The organism is Mesorhizobium sp. KR2-14 (genome assembly GCF_040049255.1).
GTDB lineage: Bacteria > Pseudomonadota > Alphaproteobacteria > Rhizobiales > Rhizobiaceae > Pseudaminobacter.
Genome location: NZ_JBDZDR010000001.1, coordinates 528,213 through 547,261, shown reverse-complemented (window position 1 = coordinate 547,261; position 19,049 = coordinate 528,213). Strand labels below are relative to the sequence as shown.

Genomic DNA, 19,049 nt, shown 5'->3' with positions numbered 1-19,049 from the left:
CGATGTTGCCGTTTTGTGCCCATGGTTGACGCGGAAGGCCGGGGCCGGCACTTCCGCGTGCAAGCGAGGAGGGGGCGGGATCAGAGCCCGATCTGGCTCTTCAGCCCGGGAATGGAGTCGACGATCTGCTTGATCGTATCCGGACCGGCGGCTTGTTCGGCCTTCTGGAACAGGGTCTGTCCGGCTTGCTTGATCTGGTCGGCGTCGAGCCCGCTGGCGCGGAGCTGCGCGATGCCGTTCACCAGAGCGCCGGCCTTTTCGCCCAGAAGCCCGCCAATCGCCGAGGTAATGGAACCCAGAAGCCCGCCGCTTTCGCCGCCGGATTGTGCGGCGGCCATGACGTCGTAGCTATGCGCCAGGTCTTCCGCGCCGGGAACGGCGGCAAAGAGCCCTGCGACGCGCTCTTCGCCCGCCTCGTGCTCGAACATCGACAATATGGTGCCAACGGCCATTTCCGCCCTGGCCTGGTCGAGGCCGCTTTGGTTCGAAACCGCGACTATGATTTCCTGTGCGTTCATGGTTGCGGCCTCACTGGCTGGTATTCAGCCGAATGTTGCAGTTCTTCCAGTATTTCTTCCAGGTTTCGTTGCCCGATATCTTGCCGGATGCCTTGTCGGCCTTCCACTCGGCCTTGCATTCGTGCACGCGTTGCCGGAAGCCCATCTTGCGCGGCTGATGCTGCTGGCCGCTCGGGCTCGTTGTAGCTGCCACGGGGACTATCTGGGCGGCGGTAGAGTTGGCGGCGAAGCCGTAGGTGGGAAATGCCATGAATGCTGCGCCGGCTGCCAAGGCGCTTGCTGACAGCAAGGTCCTGAAGGTCATTGCACTTCTCCTTCGTTGACGTTGTCGTCTGTTCCGGCACGATCAGGCTGTGCCGACAGCGGCTGTGGAAACACGCGCTGGTTCGCCAGATGGCGAGCCCGCAATAGAAGCCTTGTCCCTGAGATGTGGCGATGCCGCCGGGCTGACACCGATTGACGAAAATTTGATGAGGCTGGACCATGCCGGTCGCTCGCATATTTGCTCGATGGAACGGGAGGCAGGAGGAAGCGATGAACAGACCGGCCATTACGCAGGCAATGATCGACGCCTATGACGAATACACGCATCTGACGCTCGACCGACGCGGCTTCATGGAGAAGCTGACGAAGCTGGCGGGCTCCGGCGCGGCAGCCGCCGCGATCGCGCCGCTGCTGGCTGCAAATGCTGCACAGGCGGCGATCGTTGCGGAGGACGATGCGCGGGTGAAGGGCCAGGACATCACCTATCCGGGCTCCAAGGGCGAAATGAAGGGCTATCTGGTGCGCCCGGCTGCCGCAGGCGGCAATCTCGGCACGGTCATCGTCATCCACGAGAACCGGGGCCTGAACCCGCACATACGCGACGTGGCGCGGCGCATCGCGCTGGAAGGTTTTATCGCGCTGGCGCCCGACTTCCTTTCGCCGCTTGGCGGCACGCCGTCGGACGAGGACAAGGCGCGCGATATGTTTTCCCGGCTCGCGCCCGACCAGACCGTCGCGGACGGGCTGGCCACCGTGGCCTATCTGAAGCAAATCGACGGCGGCAACGGCAAGGTTGGCGCGGTGGGCTTCTGCTGGGGCGGCGGCGTGGTCAACGATCTGGCGGTGAACGCGCCGGACCTCGACGCGGCGGTGGCCTATTACGGCCGCCAGCCCAAAACCGAGGACGTGGCGAATATCCATGCGCCGCTATTGCTGCACTATGCCGGCATGGACGAGCGCATCAACGCCGGCATCGAGCCCTACAAGGAAGCGCTGGAGTCGCAGGGAAAGAAGTTCACGATCTACGTCTATGAGGGCGCCCAGCATGCCTTCAACAACGACACCTCCGAAGCGCGCTACAACAAGGCGGCGGCCGATCTCGCATGGGGGCGCACGATTGCCTTCCTCAAGGAAAAGCTTGCGGAGTGAGGCGCAAGCCTCTCAACCTTCGTTAACGCCAGCACGCCTGCTTGGTTAACGCGAAGCGGGCGAGCGCGGCCTGATTCTCTCGGGCGGGGCTCGCTTCAAAAACAGATTTTTCGGGAGGGGGAGGGCTTGCGGAGGCGCATGCGCTTTGCAGGCGGCGCAAGCACATATTCAGTTTACCTTGCGGCGTCGCTGGTTTCTTGCAGATGTAATGATGGCGCGGGCATAGATCATCTTCATCGGGATAGGAAGCTGAAGACGTTCAATGCGATAGAGCTCGTTGTTTATTGTCTTCAACGCGCGCCAGAAATCGTAGTCACTTATCGAGTGGTCGGATGCAAGGCGGCTGGAGAGCTGCGCCACGTCAATCTTCATGCAAATTCTCCGAACGTTGCCGCCCGCCACCGTTCCGGTCGTTGAGTCGAATCGTCGGGATTGTGCCCGCCACGCGGGTGGGATCAATCCGCCCCTTGGCTCAAACTGTGCAAAAACCCTTAAGGTTAATGTGTCACTCTCCGTTAAAATTTTAACGATTGGCGCGATTTCCCGCGCTTGTTCAGCGCAAATGCGCCGTCGCGGCAGGCATCGCGTGATGCCCGCCGTCGGCCATGCCGCGGGGTGAGCGGCGCGGTGTCGCAGGAAGGTGGCTTAGGCGCTCAGACGTTCTTGCGCTTGATGCCGATGGAGCGTCCGGCGCGCTCCGGCATCGGCAGGGCGGCGTGTGCTGCGCCCATGGCGTCGACCTTGGCCTGGATGTCTTCGGGGAAGGAGGCGACCTTGGGGCCCGACATGTCGATATGCAGCGACAGCGTTTCGGACGTGGCGGCCAGCCAGCCGTCGACATGGCGGATTTCCTGATAGGCGCGCAGGCGCTTCTCGTCATGGTCGATGAGCTGGAAGCTGACCGTGACCTTGTCGCCCAGATGCAGTTCGCGCACGTAGCAGATGTGAACTTCCGCCGTGTAGATCGTGAGCTTGCGGTCGCGGGCATAGTCCGCCCCCATGCCCAGCAGCTCCAGCGCGCCGTCGGAGCCGCGGTCGAAAATCACGTTGTAATAGGCCATGTTGAGATGGCCGTTATAGTCGATCCAGTCTTTCTCGATCTCCATCTCCTGGGAGACGAACGGGGCCTGGATGGTCATTGACAGCTTCCTCATTTGGCGGTTGTTGAATGCAACACACTTAGACTCTTCTCGCCGGCCGCTCATGGTCCAATAGCGGAGGAAAGCATGGCTCTTAGCGACGTGGCGATGGTTGAACGCGACGAGGATGGCATCGCGGCCGTGCTCGGCATCCTCAAGCAGCGTTTCGGCGAGCGCCTGCAGACGGGCGCATCGGTGCGCGAGCAGCATGCGCACACCACCACCTATATTCCTACCCAGGCGCCGGACGGCGTGGTGTTTCCGGAAACGACGGAAGAGGTGCAGGAAGTGGTGCGGGCCTGCGCGGCGCACCGCGTGCCAGTGATCGCCTTCGGCACCGGCACCTCGCTCGAGGGCCATGTGAATGCGCCGGGCGGCGGCATCTCGCTCGACACCTCGCGCATGAACCGCATCCTCGCCGTCCATGCTGAGGATCTCGACTGCGTCGTGGAGCCCGGCGTGACGCGCGAGGCGCTGAACACCCATCTGCGCGACACGGGCCTGTTCTTCCCGATCGATCCGGGCGCGAATGCCAGCCTCGGCGGCATGGCGGCGACGCGGGCATCCGGCACCAACGCTGTGCGCTACGGCACCATGCGCGACAATGTCCTGGCGCTGACGGCTGTGATGGCCGACGGCCGCGCGGTCACCACCGCCCGGCGCGCCAAGAAGAGCGCGGCCGGCTACGACCTGACGCGGCTTCTGGTGGGCTCGGAAGGCACGCTCGGCATCATCACCTCGCTGACCCTAAAACTCTATGGCATCCCGCAGGCGATTTCGGGCGGCGTCTGCCCGTTCCCGTCAGTGGAAGCCGCCTGCAACGCGGTGATCGCGACGATCCAGATGGGCATTCCGGTGGCGCGCATAGAACTGGTCAACCAGTTGCAGATGCGGGCGATCAAGCAGCATTCAGGGCTCGACTATCCCGAAAGCCCGTGCCTGTTCGTGGAGTTCCACGGCAGTGAGGCGAGCGTGGCCGAGCAGGCCGAAAGCTTTGGCGAGATCGCGGCCGAGCATGGCGGCGGGCCGTTCCTTTGGACAAGCGTGGCCGAGGAGCGGGCGAAGTTGTGGAAGGCGCGGCACGAGGCCTATTGGGCCTCGCTGACGTTGCGGCCCGGTGCGAAGGGGCTTTCCACCGACGTCTGCGTACCGATCTCGCGGCTGGCCGAGTGCATCGCGGAGACCGAGGCCGACATTGCCGGCATGGGCCTGATCGCGCCGATCGTCGGCCATGTCGGCGACGGCAATTTCCACGTTCTGGTGCTGATGGATGCGAGCGACCCTAGGGAAGTTGCACAGGCCGAGGAATTCGTCGGCCGCCTGAACATGCGGGCCATTTCCATGGACGGCACCTGCACCGGCGAGCACGGCATCGGCCAGGGCAAGATGGGGTTCCTGGAGCATGAGCTCGGCGAGGCGGTGGACGTCATGCGCTCGATCAAGACTGCGCTGGACCCGCAAAACATCCTCAATCCTGGGAAGATCCTGCCGCGCTGAGGCACCTGCGGACCCACAAGACGACCGCTTGGCGCCCTTGCCCCTTGACCGTTCCGGCATTGTGCCAAATTTCCAGACTGGAAGAGCGCACCGACAAGGAGCAAGCGAGATGGCGATTTCACGCAAGGAAGAAGCCCGGGCCCTGAACGGCGACGAGCGCGAGCTGGTGGAAAAGTCCCACCACCCGCAAATCCAGAACCTTTCCGACGCCGAACTCCACGACCTGGTCAAGCTGATGCGCGAGCGGCGCGACAAGGCGCAAGGCGATGTGTTTCGCCGCCGCCGCGAAATCCGCGGCAAGGGGGTGCCGAAAGGCGCCAAGCCCGTGACCGGCGATGCGGGCTCCCGCACCAAGCTTGCTGTGCTTGCCATGGCCATGCGGCGCGTGAATACGGAGGTGGAGCGCCGCCAGCAACTCGCGGCAAGCATGCAGCAGATCGAGAACTCTCGCCGGGCGCTGGCCATGAAGCAGCAGGCTGAGGCGCGGGAGGCGGACTTCAACACGCGCCATGCACATAGCGGCATGCGCGCGGTGGAAAGCGGCAAGACCAAGAACCTGATCCGGCCGATGGAGCTTGGCCGCCAGCGCAAGGCCGGCAAGGTCGCGCAGGCCAAGCGCGACACGCGCGGCCATCACGCGCTTTGATCGGAGGCAGCCGCCAACCGAGGTGCCCCATCGTGCGGGCGGGCGGGTTCTGTGCATCCGGCCAAGATGCCTCTTTATCGACACGCTCATACGGGTAGAGTGCAGGAGCGTTTTGGGGCGATTTGTCGGAGTGAGATGCTGGCCCGACTTTTTGTATTTGTGGGCGGATTGATCGTACTGGCGCTGACTGCGGCGCTGGTGGCTCCGTATTTTGTCGACTGGACCTCCTACCGCGCCGATTTCGAGCGTGAGGCGAGCGTGATTCTCGGGCGCCAGGTGACGGTGGAAGGGGCCGCCACTGCGCGCCTGCTGCCGTTTCCGTCGGTAACCTTCTCGGATGTCGCCGTGGGCGGCTCTGCCAAGGGCGAGCCCGCAATGACGGTCGAAAAATTCTCGATGGATGCGGAGCTCGCGCCATTCATGCGCGGCGAATTGCTGATCTTCGACATGCGGCTGGTGCGTCCGAGGGCGACGATCGACATCGCGGCCGACGGCACGGTCGACTGGGCGATGCGGCCGTCTTCGCCCTTCGACCCGAAGCGGATCGCGCTGGAAAAGCTGACCATCACCGACGGGCAGGTCGTGATCCGCCACGCTGCCGGCGGGCGCGAGCATCGCCTGGCCGAGATCAATACGGAAATCTCGGCCAAGTCGCTTGCCGGTCCGTGGCGGGCCAACGGTACAGCACTGGTGGACGGCATGCGGACCGCAATTTCTGCCTCCACCGGCACGTTTGACGAGGAAAGCGGCCAGCTGCGCGTCAAGGTGAGGGCTGAGCCCGAGCACTATCCGGTCGCCATCGAGGCCGACGGCAATGCCCGGATCGAAAACGGTGCTGCGCTCTATTCGGGCCAGTTCAAGATCCTCGGCGAGGAGCGTGCGGCGGAAAAACTGCGCGGCGGCGACGGCGAAATGGTCAAGGCGGCAGGCTTGAAAGCCGAACCGGGCTTCCGGCTGAACGGCCAGTTCTCGCTCGACCACCGCAAGCTTGGCATCGACAATTTCCGTTTCGAAACCGGGCCGCTGGACAACCCCTATACGGCCGACGGCACGGCTTTCATCGATCTCGGCACTGCGCCGCGCTTTTCCATTGAGGCCAAGGGCGCGCAGGTGCGCTTCGACGAAGCGGTCGCCGGCGACGAAACCGACGCGGGGCTGACGCTGGCGGAGCGCATCTCCGCGCTGGAAAAGGCGCTTTCCAACCTGCCAAAGCCTGGCATGCCCGGCAGCATCGAAGTCAATCTTCCGGCGATCGTGGCTGGCGACACCACGGTGCGTGACGTGCGCCTGTCGGCCGAGCCCGCCGAGGGCGGCTGGGCGGTAAAGTCGCTGGCCGCGACATTGCCAGGCCGCACGACGCTGGAGGCCGATGGCCTGTTGCGTACCGACGGCGATTTGGGCTTCAAAGGTTCGCTGCTGCTTGCGGTGGGGCAGCCTTCCGGCTTTGCCGCCTGGGTGGCCTCTGATGTCGATGAGGCGATCCGTCGCCTGCCTGCCGCCGGCTTCAAGGCAAATGTGGACATGACCGAGCAACGCCAGGTCTTCGACGACCTCGAACTGATGCTCGGCAAGGCGAAGTTTTCCGGCCGCATCGACAGCCGGCAGCCGGCCGACATGCGCCCATCGGTTGCGATCAGGCTCGACGGCGAGGCGCTGGACGTTGACGGGCTTTCGGCCTTCGCCTCGCTCTTCGTCAGCGACAAGGGCGCCAACCGTTTTGCCGACCGCGACCTCGATTTCGACATCAAGGCGGGGCCGGTTTCGGCCGGCGGGCTTACCGCAGACAGAATAGACACGGCGCTGAGGCTGCGCAGCGGCCTGCTGGAGATCGACCGGCTGTCGGTCGAGGGGCTGGCCGGTGCTTCGCTGAGCGCGACGGGCCGGATCAAGGACTTTCCCCAGAGCCCGACCGGCAATCTGGACGCCTCGATCGTTTCGGTCGACTTGGCCCCGCTGATCGGGCTGGCGGCGCAGCACTATCCGGAAAACTTGCTGCTGGCGGGCCTGGCTTCTCGCGCGGCCGCGCATCATGGCCTGTTCGAGGATGCGCGCATCGATGTGGTGGCCAGCGCTGTGGCCAACGGCGAGGGCGACACCGGGCTGACACTGAGCGTGGAGGGCAGTGCCGGCGGCTCGGCGATCTCCGCCTCGCTTTCGGCCAAGGGTACACCCGACGAACTCGACCGCGCGCCGCTCGACCTGTCGCTGTCGGCGCACAATGACGACGCCACCACGCTGCTGGCGCTCGCCGGCCTGCCGACGCTGCCGCTCGGCCTGACGGGCCCCGGCGAGCTTTCCCTCTCTGCCAAGGGCACGGCGGCGGGCGGACTGGACACGAGTTTCCGCTTCGGCGGCGACGGCTTTTCAGCCTCGTTCGACGGCACGACGGGCTATTCCGAGGAGCAGGCGCGCGCGAAAGGCGACGTGAAGCTGGATGCGCAGGACATCGAGCCGTGGATGATGACGGTGGGATTCGGCTTGCCCGGCATGGGCATGGGCACGCCGCTGACGCTCTCCGCCGAGGCCGACTACGAAAGCGGCCTGCTGGTGCTCGACAAGATCGAAGGCGCTGTCAACGAGGGCGCGGTTTCGGGCGCGGTCAATGTTCAGGCGAAGAACGGCGTGCCGCAGCTGACCGGCGCGCTGGCGCTGGACGAGTTGAACCTCGATCCGGCCATTGCGATGGTGCTCGGCGAGCAGGCGGTTGCGTCCACCGGCAAGGGCTGGTCGGAGGTTGCCTTCCAGCCGAAGCCGTTGGCGCCCTTTGCCGCCAATCTCGACCTCACGGTTGCCAACATCATCACAGCCGGAACGAACACCGCCCACGATGCCCGGCTTGCGCTGAAGCTGGACGAGGAGGGACTGCGGCTTTCCGATGTGGAGGCAAAGCTCTTCGATGGCCGGCTCAAGGGGCTGTTCGAGATCAAGAACAACGGCGGCACAGGCCTGGTATCCGGCCAACTAAAGCTGGATGGTGCCGATCTCGCGGCGGCCCTGCCCGAAACCGGGCTGGCGGGCCGCGCCGATATCGCCGCCGCGCTTTCGGCAAGCGGCAAGTCGGTGGGCGGTCTGGTCGCGGCGCTTTCCGGCTCGGGCACGGCCTCGCTCAAAGGGCTCGTGGTTCCGGGGGTCAACCCCGAAGCATTGCCGACCCTGATCGAAAAGGCAGACGCCATCGGCCGTGACGTCAACGCGGCGCGCACGGCGGCTTTCGCGCCGGAGATCGTCGCTTCTGGGAGCTTGGCGGCCGGTGATGCCGACATTGCATTCAGCGTGGCCGCGGGCGTGCTGCGCGCGCCGCCCTTCAGCTTCGAAACGCCGAAGGCGAGGCTTTCGAGCGACCTGCGCGCCGACCTCAATGCCGGCACGGTGGCAGCCGACGGCACGATCGCCTACGCGCCCGGCGACGAGGCGCTGGTGGGCTCGGAACCCAGCCTGCGCTTCAGCCTTACGGGCCCGCTTGCCGCGCCGAAGCGGACGCTGGACAGCGATCCGCTCGGCCAGTTCCTGACGCAGCGCGCACTGGAGCGCGAGCAGGCGAGAGTTGAGGCCATGCAGGCGGAGGTGCTGGAAAAGCAGCGCCTGCGCCGCGAGGCCCGCTACTACACCTCGCTGCAGCAGGAACGCGAACGCGCGGCCGAGGAAAAGCGCCGGCGCGAGGCGGAGGAGGCGCGGCTGAAGGCAGAGGCCGAAGCCAGGGCACGCGCTGCAGCCGAAGCCCAGGCAAAGGCGGAAGCCGACGCAAAAGCCAAGGCCGAGGCCGAGGCGAGAGCCGCCGAGCAGACGGCAGCGCAGAAGGCCGAAGCGGAAGCCAGGGCGCGGGCTGAAGCCGAAGCTGCGGCCAAGGCGAAGGCAGAGGCGGAGAAGAAAGCGAGGGCCGAAGCCGCGGCCAGGGCCAGGGCGGACGCGGAGCAGAAGTTGGAGCAGGCGCCCGGTATCGAGCGAGAGCCCCTGCCGCCACCGCCAAGGCCGAACCAGCTGGCGCCCGGCGGGGCGAACACCTTCGATCCCGAATCGATAGAAGAACTGCTGCGCAATCTGGACGACTCCGGCGGCTAAGCTTCAACGCCACGCCGGTCGTATCGGGAAAAATGCTTGGTGCTGTCGGGTTTCTGCCGGTTCGTGCGTCTAGAGGGAAAGCGACAAACCGTGGAGACGAGAATGACCGCCGCAGCCGAAACCACCCCGACTTCCGACCGCGAACTGGTGCTGACCCGCATCATTGATGCGCCGCGGGAGAAGGTTTTCCGCGCATGGACCGACGCAGAACTGCTCAAACAGTGGTTCGCGCCACTGCCCTGGACCACGCCATCGGCCGAGCTCGACGTGCGGCCCGGCGGCTCCAGCCTGATCGTGATGCGAGATCCCGAGGGCAACGACTATCCGAACCGCGGTATCTATCTTGAGGTGGTGGAAAACGAGAAGCTCGTGTTCACCGACGCCTATACCGAGGCGTGGCAGCCGTCGCCCAAGCCGTTCTTTACCGGAGTGCTGACCTTTGAGGATGTGGACGGCAAGACGAGATACACGGCCCGCGCCCGCCACTGGACGGTGGAAGACCGCGACGCGCATGAGAAGATGGGTTTTCATGAGGGCTGGGGCCGCTGCACCGATCAGTTGGCAGCGCTGGTGGCCAAGCTTTAGCTCGAGAGGCGCCCCGCACTTTCCTTTGGCGGAAGCGCACTCGCTTAAGCCGCCGGCCTCTTACCGGCGGGGTGGCTAGTCCGCGACGTCCAGCCCGACGCCCGCAACTGGTGTGGTGACGGTGCGGCTGTCGAAACCGGCGATCAGGGGGCGCGCCTTCTCGATCGCCGCCTGCACCTCAGGCAGGGCCAGTGACGCCTTGTGGCTGGCCTCATCTAGCCAGACCTCAGTGATCCAGATGGCGTTGCGGTCGGTGGTGTCGGTCGCGACGATATAGCTGAGACAACCGGGCATCCGCCCGGTGCCTGCCTGCATGATGGCGACCAGTTCGTCGCGCTTGCCGGGCTGCGCGATCATCCTGCCGATAAGCCCGTACATTGTCCGCGCCTGCGCAGGCGTGCCCGGCGCGGCGGCACTTTTGCGCTTGGCCCAGTCCAGAACATGGAGCCGCAGCGCGGAAGACAGGTTCGCCTCGCGCGGGCGCGTTTCGTCGATTTCTGCGACGAGGGCTGCGAGTGGGACATTGCGCTGAGCGGCGATGGTCGCAAGGTCGTCGAAGAAGGGCTGTTCGAGCGAATAGCTGGTGCGGTGGCCGCGGATCGTCACCGAGTGCTTGCGCACCAGGCTCACCGGTCGTCGCCCGAGGAGGGTGAGGGAGCTTCGGTGCCGCGCTCGCGCCGGTGGCCGTCGAGGAAACGCTCAGCCGTGTCTGCGGTCTGGCGGTCGCGGGTCTTCTCGACCTTGGTGCGGCCGTGCAGGATGCGGTTCTGCTCCGCGGCGCGTTCCTTCTCGGCGCGCGCCTTGTTCTTCCGGGCTTGGCGAAGATTGACGATTTCCGCCAATTGCCGGGCCTCCTATTTCTTGCGGAACGCGTCCAGCGAAACGACGTCCGCGCCCTTGGCGGGGGCTTCGCTTTCGGCTTCGGAGGATTTTGCCGCCTTCTTGCCGCTCTCGGCCTTGGCCGGAGCGCTCTTCTGCCGCTTGGCAGGTACTTCGGGCGCGGGCTCTTCCTCGATGGAATCGATGAGGCCCTCGATCTTGACGTCGAACTCCAGTTCGAAGTTCACGGAAGGGTCGTAGAAGCCGCGCACGGCGGAGAAGGGGATCTCGAGCTTCTCGGGAATGTCGGAGAAGGACAGGCCGATCTCAAAGCCGGTTTCGCTGACCTTGAGGTCCCAATACTGGAACTGGATGACGATGGTCATCTGCTCGGGGTAGCGTTCGCGCAGCCGACTGGAGATACGAACGCCGGGCGCGCCGGTAAGAAAGGTGATGAAGAAGTGGTGGTTGCCCGGCAGGCCGGTGCGGGCCACCTCTCCGAGCACCTTGCGCATGACGCCCCGCAGCGCTTCCTGGGCAAGAATATCGTAGCGAATCTGGTCTTCGGGCATATGCGGGCGTGCTTCCGGTGAATCGAGTTGGCTAGCTGTACTCAAGCTCGGCCCTATCGTAAACCGCATATAGCGCACGAGCGCAACAGGCACAGGGAGGGTCGCAGCGTGGAAAAGTTACTGACACGTTAGCAACCAACCGGCGGAATTTCGCGGCTCCACAGGGACCGCACCGTGGATCCTGCAAGGTCTTGATCCAACTGGTGTAGAAACCGGCGTAACTTCAAGAGAGAAGTGGAGGTTTCTGTTGCCAGGTACCTCCGAACCCCGCCTAGAGGTGCGAACCGCTAGGGCTTGATTTGAAGCTATCGCGCCGCATTAAGCAGCGAGACGTGCTTCCGCATAGTTGTCGTTGGCAACTATAAAAATAGCCCGATAACGGTGGTACAATGCCGAGCAAAAGTACGATCTTTACGCCTTCGTCGATCCTATTTCGCCCCCATCAAAAGCCGCTCCAAAAGAGCGGTTTTTGGTGGAGGCGCCGGGTACCGCCCCCGGGTCCGAACGGTTTATTGCATCGCCCATTTATTGCCATAGTCAGGCAAGCTGACAGCGCGAATATAGGCAGGGTCTGCCGAAAATAAAAGGGCCCATCTGCGTTATCCGCTGCCAGCAAGTGCTTGACAGGGGGCGGGTCCGCACGGAAGCTCGTGGACGGTGGGGATACGGCGGAAACGCCCAGGTTGCGATCCGCAGGAGCGAAAATCCTGTTGTTGTTCAACGAGGGGAGTACGCATGACCGACTATCTCACAGACGTGATGAAATACGATGCCGTGGCCGATGCCGCGACCGTCGACAAGATCGTGAGGCATCTGGGCATCGCATTGCGCAACCGCGACTCGTCGCTGGTGTCCTGCACTGATCCGAAGGAGCTCGAACGCGTCAAGGAAAACTGGATCGCCAAGAAGCTGGGCGTGACGGATGATGCCCTGGCCGACGCAACGGTGGAGAAGGTCTGCAAGGCGATGGCGGCCGATCACACCAAGAGCCGTGTGACCTTCTACTACCTGGCCGCGAAGGAACTGGGAAAGTTGGGCGCGCTCTAGGCCCCGCGACGCGGCAGTCGCAAGCCGCCGCCGCGGCACAAGGCGCGAAATGAGCCCCGGTTGGCATGGCGCAAGCCGGGGCTTACGTTATAACCGGCTGTCCCCGACCATTCCCCGAATCGAAGCGGAACAATGCGCCAGTATCTCGACCTCCTGAAACACGTGCTCGAAACCGGCGTGGACCGCAGCGACCGTACCGGAACCGGCACGCGCTCGGTGTTCGGCTACCAGATGTGCTTCGACCTAGCCGATGGCTTTCCCGTCACCACCACGAAAAAGCTGCACCTGAAGTCGATCATCCATGAACTGCTCTGGTTCCTGGCCGGCGATACCAACATCAAGTATCTGCACGATCATGGCGTGACGATCTGGGATGAGTGGGCCGACGAGAATGGCGACCTCGGCCCCGTCTATGGCGCGCAGTGGCGTTCCTGGCCGGCTCCGAACGGCGAGCGCATCGACCAGATCGCAAACCTTCTGCAGCAGTTGCGCAACAATCCCAATTCGCGGCGGCTGATCGTCTCGGCCTGGAACCCGGCCGAGGTGGACGAGATGGCGCTGCCTCCATGCCACTGCCTGTTCCAGTTCTATGTTTCGGAAGGGCGGCTGTCCTGCCAGCTCTACCAGCGTTCGGCCGACATCTTCCTCGGCGTGCCGTTCAACATCGCCTCCTATGCGCTGCTGACGATGATGGTGGCGCAGGTGAGTGGGCTGAAGCCTGGCGAGTTCATCCACACGCTGGGCGATGCGCACCTCTACGCCAACCATTTCGAGCAGGCGCGAGAGCAGCTTTCGCGCACGCCCAAGCCCTTGCCGACGATGTGGATCAATCCGGAAGTGAAGGGCCTGTTCGCCTTCCGCTTCGAAGATTTCCGGCTGGAGAATTATCAGGCCGACCCGAACATTCGCGCGCCGATTGCAGTGTGAGGAGGCGCGAAGCCATGCGAGCCTGAGGAAGCGGGAGCGGCCGGAAACAAGCGGCCGCTCCCGTTTTTCATTTCGCGGTCAAGCGAAGAAACCGACGGCGAAATAGGTGAGGGCCGAGATGGCCGCCGCCGCAGGCAAGGTGACCACCCAGGCAATCACGATATTGCCGGCGATGCCCCAGCGCACGGCCGACACCCGGCGTGCGGCGCCGACGCCGATGATGGCGCCGGTGATGGTGTGGGTGGTGGAAACCGGAATGCCGAGCCATGTGGCCATGAACAGTGTGATGGCACCGCCGGTTTCGGCGCAGAAGCCCTGCATCGGATTTAGCCGCGTGATCTTCGAGCCCATGGTGTGGACGATGCGCCAGCCGCCGAACAGCGTGCCGAGCGCCATGGCGCTCTGGCAGGTGATGACGACCCAGAACGGCACGTAGAATTCGCTGCCGAGATAGCCCTGCGAGAACAGCAGCACCGCGATGATGCCCATGGTTTTCTGCGCGTCGTTGCCGCCATGGCCCAACGAATAGAGCGACGCCGAGATGAATTGCATGACGCGGAAGGTACGGTCGACCGCAAACGGCGTCTGGCGGATGAACAGCCAGGACACGAACAGCACCAGGCTCAGCGCAAGCAGGAAACCGACCATCGGCGACATCACGATCGCCGCCGAGGTCTTGAGCAGGCCGGTCCACACCACCGCGCCGCCGCCGGCCTTGGCCACGCCAGCCCCGACGAGGCCGCCGATGAGCGCGTGCGAGCTGCTCGACGGAATGCCGAAGATCCAGGTCAGGATGTTCCAGATGATCGCACCCATGAGGGCGGCGAAGATCACCTGCGGATTGACGATCTCGGCATTGATGATGCCGGTGCCCAGCGTCTGGGCCACGTGCAGGCCGAAGAACAGGAAGGCGATGAAGTTGAAGAACGCCGCCCATGCGACCGCATATTGCGGCCGCAGCACCCGCGTGGAAACGATGGTGGCGATGGAATTGGCGGCGTCGTGCAGGCCGTTGAGGAAGTCGAAGAACAGCGCGACCGCGATCAGGCCGGCCAGCAGCGGAAAGGCGAGGGAGGCATCCATCACGAGGCGCTATATGTTCTCGATGACGATGCCGCTGATCTCGTCTGCGACGTCTTCGAAGCTGTCGACCACCTTTTCGAGATGTCCGTAGATTTCCCTGCCGATGAGATAGGCCATCGGATCGCTGTGGCCGTGTACGCGGAACAGCTCCTTCAAGCCCTGGTCGTGCAGCTCATCGGAGCGACCCTCGATGCGCGTCACCTCCTCGGTGATCGCCGCAAGCCGCGGGGCGTTGGGGTTGACCTTGTTGAGAAGCGGGATCGCCTCGTCGATCAGCCGTGCGGCAGAGACGATGATGCTGCCCATATCCTGCATCAGCGGATCAAACTGCTTCTGCTCGTACAGGCTGACCGTCTTCACGGTCTTGCGCATCATGTCGATGGCATCGTCCATGGACTGGATCAGGTCCTTGATGTCGCCGCGATCGAACGGGGTGATGAAGCTGCGCCGCACGGCCAGCATCACCTCGTGGGTAATGGCGTCGGCCTGGGTTTCCAGTTCGACGATCCGCCGGCCGTATTTCTCGACCTCTTCGCCGCCGGCCAGCAGGCCCTGCAGGGCTTCGGCGCCGCTGACCACCAATTGGGAATGCCGTGTGAACAGATCGAAGAAGCGGTCTTCCCGCGGCATCAGCGCCCGAAACCAGCCCAGCATCTAAAATACCTTCTATACTTTTCCACAAGGACAGCCGCAGGCGAGAAACCACGCGGCGGCGTTCCGGCCTTCGGATGGGAGCCCGGCCAGGGATAGCCGGCTTCCGTCTATTGCACGATGCAGCGCCTCGCTAGTGCAGAAATGCCGAGATCAACCGCGAAATTGCCTCACCCCGCCAGCTGATAGGCGGCGCGAGCGCTTGTGGAAAGTCCAGCAGCCGCGCCTTTTGCTTTGATTGTGCTTCGACCGGAGGGTTAGATACCGCCGCGTCGGCCGACTCGTGCCAGGCGCTGCGCGAGGAGGTTTTTTCCATGTTCCGCCGCCTGATGTTCGCCTTGCCGTTCCTGGCTCCGGCCCCGGCGCTGGCCAACGACTCCATTGCCGAACTCGGCACCGGCGGGCTGATCCTGTCGCGCAGCGACGTCGTGGCGATGGAAAAGGAAGACCTGTTCATTTCCCGCGACAGGATCACGGTGGACTATGTGTTTCGCAACACTTCCGACAAGGACGTGGCGACCATAGTGGCCTTTCCGATGCCTGAGATCACCGGCAATCCCTATTTCATGCCGGCCATTCCCAGGGCCGAGGACGACAATTTCCTCGGCTTCGAGGTGTTCGTCGACGGCACGACCGTTCAGCCTGAACTCGAGCATCGGGCAATGGCGGTCGGCATTGACATTTCCGACGAGCTGAAGGCCCACGGCGTGCCCTTCTATCCGTTTGGTCCGGAGACCACCAAGTCGCTGCAGGCGCTGCCGCAGGAGGTCGCCGACGGCTGGATCGACCGCGGCATAATAATGATCGAAGAATATGACGACGGCTCGGGCTGGAAGCGCGAACGGTCGCCCTTCTGGCAATTGCGCTCCACCTATTGGTGGCGCACGGTGTTCCCGACCGGCCAGGCGGTGAAAGTGTCGCACCGCTACCAGCCGAGCCTGGGCGGCAGCGTTGGCCTGACCTTCATGGACGGCGGCAGGCTCGCCGGAGCCACCTATGAAGACTACAAGCGGCGCTACTGCATGGACGCGGCGTTCGAGAAGGCGGTTGCGAAGGCAGTAAAGGCAGCCCCGAGCGACTATCCGGCGCTTTACGAGAACCGCCTGTCCTACATTCTGAAGACCGGCGGCAACTGGGCCATGGGAACCATCGGCGACTTCACGCTGACCGTCGACAAGGGCGATGCGAATAACCTGATCAGCTTCTGCGGCAGCAAGGTCGAGAAGATCGGCCCGACCACCTTTCGCATGAAGGCTCAGGATTTCTATCCCGAGCGCGACCTCGACATCCTGATCCTCAGCCATCCGGACCCGGAAGGCGCCGAAGCCAGCCAAGACGGGAGCGGCAATTGATGAGACTAGCGATCTATGTGGCCATCGCCGAAAACGGCGTGATCGGGCGCGAGGGCGGATTGCCGTGGCGGCTTTCCAGCGACCTCAAGCGCTTCAAGGCCGACACGATGGGCAAGCCGATCATCATGGGCCGCAAGACCTGGCAGAGCATCGGCCGGCCGCTGCCCGGCCGCCTGAATATAATAGTGACGCGGGACAAGGATTTTCGTGCCGAGGGCGCGGAGGTAGTCGGCTCGCTGGCCGAGGCCATAACGCTGGCCACCGCGCGTGCGCGCTGCATGGCCGGTGCCGACGAGATCTGCGTCGTGGGCGGCGGCGAGATCTACCGCGAGGCGCTGCCGCTGGCGGACAGGCTGCTTGTCACGCATGTGCTGGCCGAGGTTGAGGGCGACACGCGCTTTCCCGATATCGATCCGGATATCTGGCGGCTTGTCAGCGCAATCGACGTGCCGGCGGGCGAAAAAGACAGCCACGCGACGCGCTATGCAGTCTACGAGCGGCGCCGCGATGCGATGAAAGAGCCTAAAGCGGCGGTTTCGTAAGCAAATCGACGAATGCGCGCGGTCGCCGCGTTGAAAGCGCGTGGCGGCGTCCCTATAGAAGGAAGCACGTGCACATGGCGCCTGGCCGAAGGCCGGAAGATTTTGAACCGAAAGGACATTCATGCCCTGGAACAATCAGAGCGGTGGCGGCGGCGGCCCATGGGGGGGCGGCGGTGGAAACAGCGGTGGCCCTTGGGGCCAGGGGTCTCGTGGCCCGGGCGGCCCGCAAGGCACCCCTCCCGATCTTGAAGACATCATCCGGCGCGGCCAAGACCGCCTGAAGAACGTTCTGCCCGGCGGAAACGGCGGCGGGGCGGCCATGTTCGGGCTGATTGCCGTTGCGCTTGTGGTGTTCTGGGCCTTCCAGGCCGTCTACACCGTCCAGCCGGACGAGATGGCGGTGGAGCTTCGCTTCGGCAAGCCGAAGGAAGAGATTTCCGGCCCCGGCCTGCATTTCCACTGGTGGCCGGTCGAAACCATCGAAAAGGCCAATATGGCCGAAAAGCTCATCAATATCGGCGGCGGCACCGACCGCTCGACTTCGGGCCTGATGCTCTCGGGTGACCAGAACATCGTCAACGTGCAGTTCTCGGTGGCCTACCAGGTCTCCGACCCCAAGGCCTATCTGTTCCGTGTATCCGACCCGGACGGCATGCTGCGCCAGGTGTCCGAAAGCGCCATGCGCGAGGTTGTGGGGCGCCGTCCCGCGCAGGACATCTTCCGCGATGACCGCCAGGGCATTGCCGACTCGGTGCGCTCCACCGTGCAGGGCACGCTGGACGAATATGGCGCCGGCATCGCGGTCAATGCGATCTCGATCGAAGATGCGGCCCCGCCGCGCGAAGTCGCGGACGCCTTTGACGAGGTGCAGCGCGCCGAACAGGACGAAGACCGCTTCGTGGAGGAGGCCAACCAGTACTCCAACCAGAAGCTGGGCCAGGCTCGAGGCCAGGCCGCGCAGATCCGCGAGGATGCGGCCGCCTACAAGAACCGCGTTGTCCAGGAGGCCGAGGGTGAGGCGCAGCGCTTCATCTCCGTCTACGACGAATATGCCAAGGCACCCGACGTGACCCGCCAGCGCCTGTTCCTCGAAACCATGGAATCGGTTCTCAAGGGGGCCAACAAGGTCATCGTCGACCAGGGCAATGGGCAGGGCGTGATACCCTATCTGCCCCTGCCGGAATTGCAGAACCGCGCGCCGAACGCGACCCAAGGAGGCAACAAGTAATGTCTAACCGTCTCCCAATCATCGGCGTGATCGCAGCGGTCATCCTGCTGCTGCTCTACTCCTCGGTTTATGTCGTCAATGCGCGCCAGCAGGCCATCGTGTTGCGCTTCGGCGAGATCGTCGACGTCAAGAGCGAGCCCGGCATCTACTTCAAGATGCCGTTCTCGATGTTCGACGCCGACACGGTGCAATATGTGGATGACCGCATCCTGCGCTTCGATCTCGACAACATCCGCGTTCAGGTTTCGGGCGGCAAGTTCTATGAGGTGGATGCCTTCGTGGCCTACCGCATCAAGAACCCACGGCTGTTCCGTGCCGCCGTTTCGGGAAGCGTGACCCTTGCCGAGCAGCGCCTGAAGACGCGCCTCGACGCGGCCCTGCGTCGCGTCTACGGCGTGCGGGGCTTCGAAGCGGCGCTGTCGGAAGAGCGCGCCTCGATGATGCGCGAAGTGCGCGACCAGCTTCGCCCCGACGCGACCTCGCTCGGACTGGAGATCGAGGACGTGCGCATTCGCCGCACCGACCTGACGGCCGAGGTTTCGCAGCAGACCTACGAGCGCATGAAGGCCGAGCGCCTGGCCGAAGCCGAAAGGCTGCGGGCACGCGGCCGCGAAGCGGCGCAGCGCATCCGCGCCCGCGCAGACCGCGAGGTCGTGGAAACGGTTGCCGAAGCGCAGAAGGAAGCAGAGATCGTGCGCGGTGAGGGCGAGGCGGCGCGTAACGCCACTTTCGCCGACGCTTTCCAGCGCGACCCTGAGTTCTTCGAGTTCTACCGCTCGATGAATGCCTACAACAAGGCGCTCGACAGCGCCGACACCACCATGGTGCTGTCGCCGCAGTCGGAGTTCTTCCGCTACTTCCGCAGCCCTTCGGGTGCTGCAGCGGGCGCGGCGCCGTCCACGAACGCACCGACCACGAACGCACCGGCTGCTGCAAGCGGGGCACCCACAGCCGGCGCCAGCCAGTAAGCA

General features: G+C 64.2%; 21 protein-coding genes, 1 other RNA gene and 1 pseudogene. 11 read left to right on the top strand and 12 right to left on the bottom strand.

Going from position 1 to position 19,049, the window contains the following annotated elements:
- Nucleotides 1–80 precede the first annotated feature (80 nt).
- The gene (locus ABLE86_RS02595; protein ID WP_348777343.1) at nucleotides 81–518 is read right to left on the bottom strand and encodes a hypothetical protein; all 438 of its coding nucleotides are present in this window, start codon (nucleotides 516–518) and stop codon (nucleotides 81–83) included.
- 10 nt (nucleotides 519–528) lie between these two features.
- Nucleotides 529–822: a hypothetical protein gene (locus ABLE86_RS02590; protein ID WP_348777342.1), complete on the bottom strand. Its 294-nt coding sequence runs from the start codon at nucleotides 820–822 to the stop codon at nucleotides 529–531.
- A 230-nt stretch (nucleotides 823–1,052) separates the two neighbouring features.
- On the opposite strand from ABLE86_RS02590, the gene ABLE86_RS02585 reads away from it, so the two are divergent.
- On the top strand, nucleotides 1,053–1,931 hold the full coding sequence (locus ABLE86_RS02585; protein ID WP_348777341.1) for a dienelactone hydrolase family protein: 879 nt from the start codon (nucleotides 1,053–1,055) through the stop codon (nucleotides 1,929–1,931).
- A gap of 168 nt (nucleotides 1,932–2,099) precedes the next feature.
- On the opposite strand, the gene ABLE86_RS02580 is transcribed toward ABLE86_RS02585, so the two are convergent.
- Together ABLE86_RS02580 and ABLE86_RS02575 are read right to left on the bottom strand one after the other, a co-directional pair.
- Complete coding sequence (locus ABLE86_RS02580; RefSeq protein ID WP_348777340.1) at nucleotides 2,100–2,303, bottom strand: hypothetical protein; 204 nt, start codon at nucleotides 2,301–2,303, stop codon at nucleotides 2,100–2,102.
- Between the two features lie 281 nt (nucleotides 2,304–2,584).
- Nucleotides 2,585–3,070, bottom strand: a complete 486-nt coding sequence (locus tag ABLE86_RS02575; protein ID WP_348777339.1) for a thioesterase family protein — start codon at nucleotides 3,068–3,070, stop codon at nucleotides 2,585–2,587.
- An 87-nt stretch (nucleotides 3,071–3,157) separates the two neighbouring features.
- On the opposite strand from ABLE86_RS02575, the gene ABLE86_RS02570 reads away from it, so the two are divergent.
- The 4 genes from ABLE86_RS02570 to ABLE86_RS02555 all read left to right on the top strand — a co-directional run bounded on the left by ABLE86_RS02570 (nucleotide 3,158) and on the right by ABLE86_RS02555 (nucleotide 9,857).
- Nucleotides 3,158–4,567, top strand: a complete 1,410-nt coding sequence (locus ABLE86_RS02570) for an FAD-linked oxidase C-terminal domain-containing protein (RefSeq protein ID WP_348777338.1) — start codon at nucleotides 3,158–3,160, stop codon at nucleotides 4,565–4,567.
- Between the two features lie 109 nt (nucleotides 4,568–4,676).
- Nucleotides 4,677–5,213 carry a hypothetical protein gene (locus ABLE86_RS02565; RefSeq protein WP_348777337.1) on the top strand — a complete coding sequence of 179 codons (537 nt, stop codon included), beginning with the start codon at nucleotides 4,677–4,679 and terminating at the stop codon, nucleotides 5,211–5,213.
- A gap of 135 nt (nucleotides 5,214–5,348) precedes the next feature.
- The gene (locus ABLE86_RS02560; RefSeq protein ID WP_348777336.1) at nucleotides 5,349–9,272 is read left to right on the top strand and encodes an AsmA-like C-terminal region-containing protein; all 3,924 of its coding nucleotides are present in this window, start codon (nucleotides 5,349–5,351) and stop codon (nucleotides 9,270–9,272) included.
- A gap of 102 nt (nucleotides 9,273–9,374) precedes the next feature.
- Nucleotides 9,375–9,857, top strand: coding sequence for an SRPBCC family protein (locus tag ABLE86_RS02555; protein WP_348777335.1), 483 nt, complete (start codon nucleotides 9,375–9,377; stop codon nucleotides 9,855–9,857).
- A 75-nt stretch (nucleotides 9,858–9,932) separates the two neighbouring features.
- Here the strand turns inward: ABLE86_RS02555 and ABLE86_RS02550 are convergent, their stop codons facing one another.
- From ABLE86_RS02550 to ssrA, 5 genes and pseudogenes are all read right to left on the bottom strand, one after another.
- The gene (locus ABLE86_RS02550; protein WP_348777729.1) at nucleotides 9,933–10,235 is read right to left on the bottom strand and encodes a putative quinol monooxygenase; all 303 of its coding nucleotides are present in this window, start codon (nucleotides 10,233–10,235) and stop codon (nucleotides 9,933–9,935) included.
- 36 nt (nucleotides 10,236–10,271) lie between these two features.
- Nucleotides 10,272–10,487, bottom strand: a pseudogene (locus tag ABLE86_RS02545) (ribbon-helix-helix domain-containing protein); the annotation flags it as partial.
- Nucleotides 10,484–10,699: a DUF4169 family protein gene (locus ABLE86_RS02540; RefSeq protein ID WP_348777334.1), complete on the bottom strand. Its 216-nt coding sequence runs from the start codon at nucleotides 10,697–10,699 to the stop codon at nucleotides 10,484–10,486. The pseudogene ABLE86_RS02545 and the gene ABLE86_RS02540, both read right to left, overlap by 4 nt.
- A gap of 12 nt (nucleotides 10,700–10,711) precedes the next feature.
- Nucleotides 10,712–11,248, bottom strand: coding sequence for an SspB family protein (locus tag ABLE86_RS02535; protein ID WP_348777333.1), 537 nt, complete (start codon nucleotides 11,246–11,248; stop codon nucleotides 10,712–10,714).
- 233 nt (nucleotides 11,249–11,481) lie between these two features.
- Nucleotides 11,482–11,838, bottom strand: a transfer-messenger RNA (tmRNA) gene (gene ssrA / locus ABLE86_RS02530).
- A gap of 145 nt (nucleotides 11,839–11,983) precedes the next feature.
- On the opposite strand from ssrA, the gene ABLE86_RS02525 reads away from it, so the two are divergent.
- Both ABLE86_RS02525 and ABLE86_RS02520 read left to right on the top strand, forming a co-directional pair.
- Nucleotides 11,984–12,295: a DUF2853 family protein gene (locus tag ABLE86_RS02525; RefSeq protein WP_348777332.1), complete on the top strand. Its 312-nt coding sequence runs from the start codon at nucleotides 11,984–11,986 to the stop codon at nucleotides 12,293–12,295.
- Nucleotides 12,296–12,427: 132 nt separating this feature from the next.
- Nucleotides 12,428–13,222 carry a thymidylate synthase gene (locus tag ABLE86_RS02520; RefSeq protein WP_348777331.1) on the top strand — a complete coding sequence of 265 codons (795 nt, stop codon included), beginning with the start codon at nucleotides 12,428–12,430 and terminating at the stop codon, nucleotides 13,220–13,222.
- Between the two features lie 78 nt (nucleotides 13,223–13,300).
- Here ABLE86_RS02520 and ABLE86_RS02515 read toward each other — a convergent pair whose 3' ends face one another.
- The 3 genes from ABLE86_RS02515 to ABLE86_RS02505 all read right to left on the bottom strand — a co-directional run bounded on the left by ABLE86_RS02515 (nucleotide 13,301) and on the right by ABLE86_RS02505 (nucleotide 15,272).
- Complete coding sequence (locus ABLE86_RS02515; protein WP_348777330.1) at nucleotides 13,301–14,305, bottom strand: inorganic phosphate transporter; 1,005 nt, start codon at nucleotides 14,303–14,305, stop codon at nucleotides 13,301–13,303.
- A 9-nt stretch (nucleotides 14,306–14,314) separates the two neighbouring features.
- Nucleotides 14,315–14,959: a DUF47 domain-containing protein gene (locus ABLE86_RS02510; RefSeq protein ID WP_348777329.1), complete on the bottom strand. Its 645-nt coding sequence runs from the start codon at nucleotides 14,957–14,959 to the stop codon at nucleotides 14,315–14,317.
- A gap of 130 nt (nucleotides 14,960–15,089) precedes the next feature.
- The gene (locus tag ABLE86_RS02505) at nucleotides 15,090–15,272 is read right to left on the bottom strand and encodes a hypothetical protein (RefSeq protein WP_348777328.1); all 183 of its coding nucleotides are present in this window, start codon (nucleotides 15,270–15,272) and stop codon (nucleotides 15,090–15,092) included.
- Here ABLE86_RS02505 and ABLE86_RS02500 point away from each other — a divergent pair.
- From ABLE86_RS02500 to ABLE86_RS02485, 4 genes are all read left to right on the top strand, one after another.
- Entirely contained in the window at nucleotides 15,271–16,308 is a 1,038-nt protein-coding gene (locus tag ABLE86_RS02500; RefSeq protein WP_348777327.1) for a DUF4424 domain-containing protein, read from the top strand. The genes ABLE86_RS02505 and ABLE86_RS02500 overlap by 2 nt on opposite strands.
- The gene (locus ABLE86_RS02495; RefSeq protein ID WP_348777326.1) at nucleotides 16,308–16,850 is read left to right on the top strand and encodes a dihydrofolate reductase; all 543 of its coding nucleotides are present in this window, start codon (nucleotides 16,308–16,310) and stop codon (nucleotides 16,848–16,850) included. The genes ABLE86_RS02500 and ABLE86_RS02495 overlap by 1 nt, the downstream gene beginning before the upstream one ends.
- Nucleotides 16,851–16,971: 121 nt before the next feature.
- Nucleotides 16,972–18,078 (top strand): FtsH protease activity modulator HflK, encoded by a 1,107-nt coding sequence (hflK, locus tag ABLE86_RS02490; RefSeq protein WP_348777325.1) that lies wholly within the window; start codon nucleotides 16,972–16,974, stop codon nucleotides 18,076–18,078.
- On the top strand, nucleotides 18,078–19,046 hold the full coding sequence (locus ABLE86_RS02485) for a protease modulator HflC (protein ID WP_348777324.1): 969 nt from the start codon (nucleotides 18,078–18,080) through the stop codon (nucleotides 19,044–19,046). The genes hflK and ABLE86_RS02485 overlap by 1 nt, the downstream gene beginning before the upstream one ends.
- Nucleotides 19,047–19,049 lie beyond the last annotated feature (3 nt).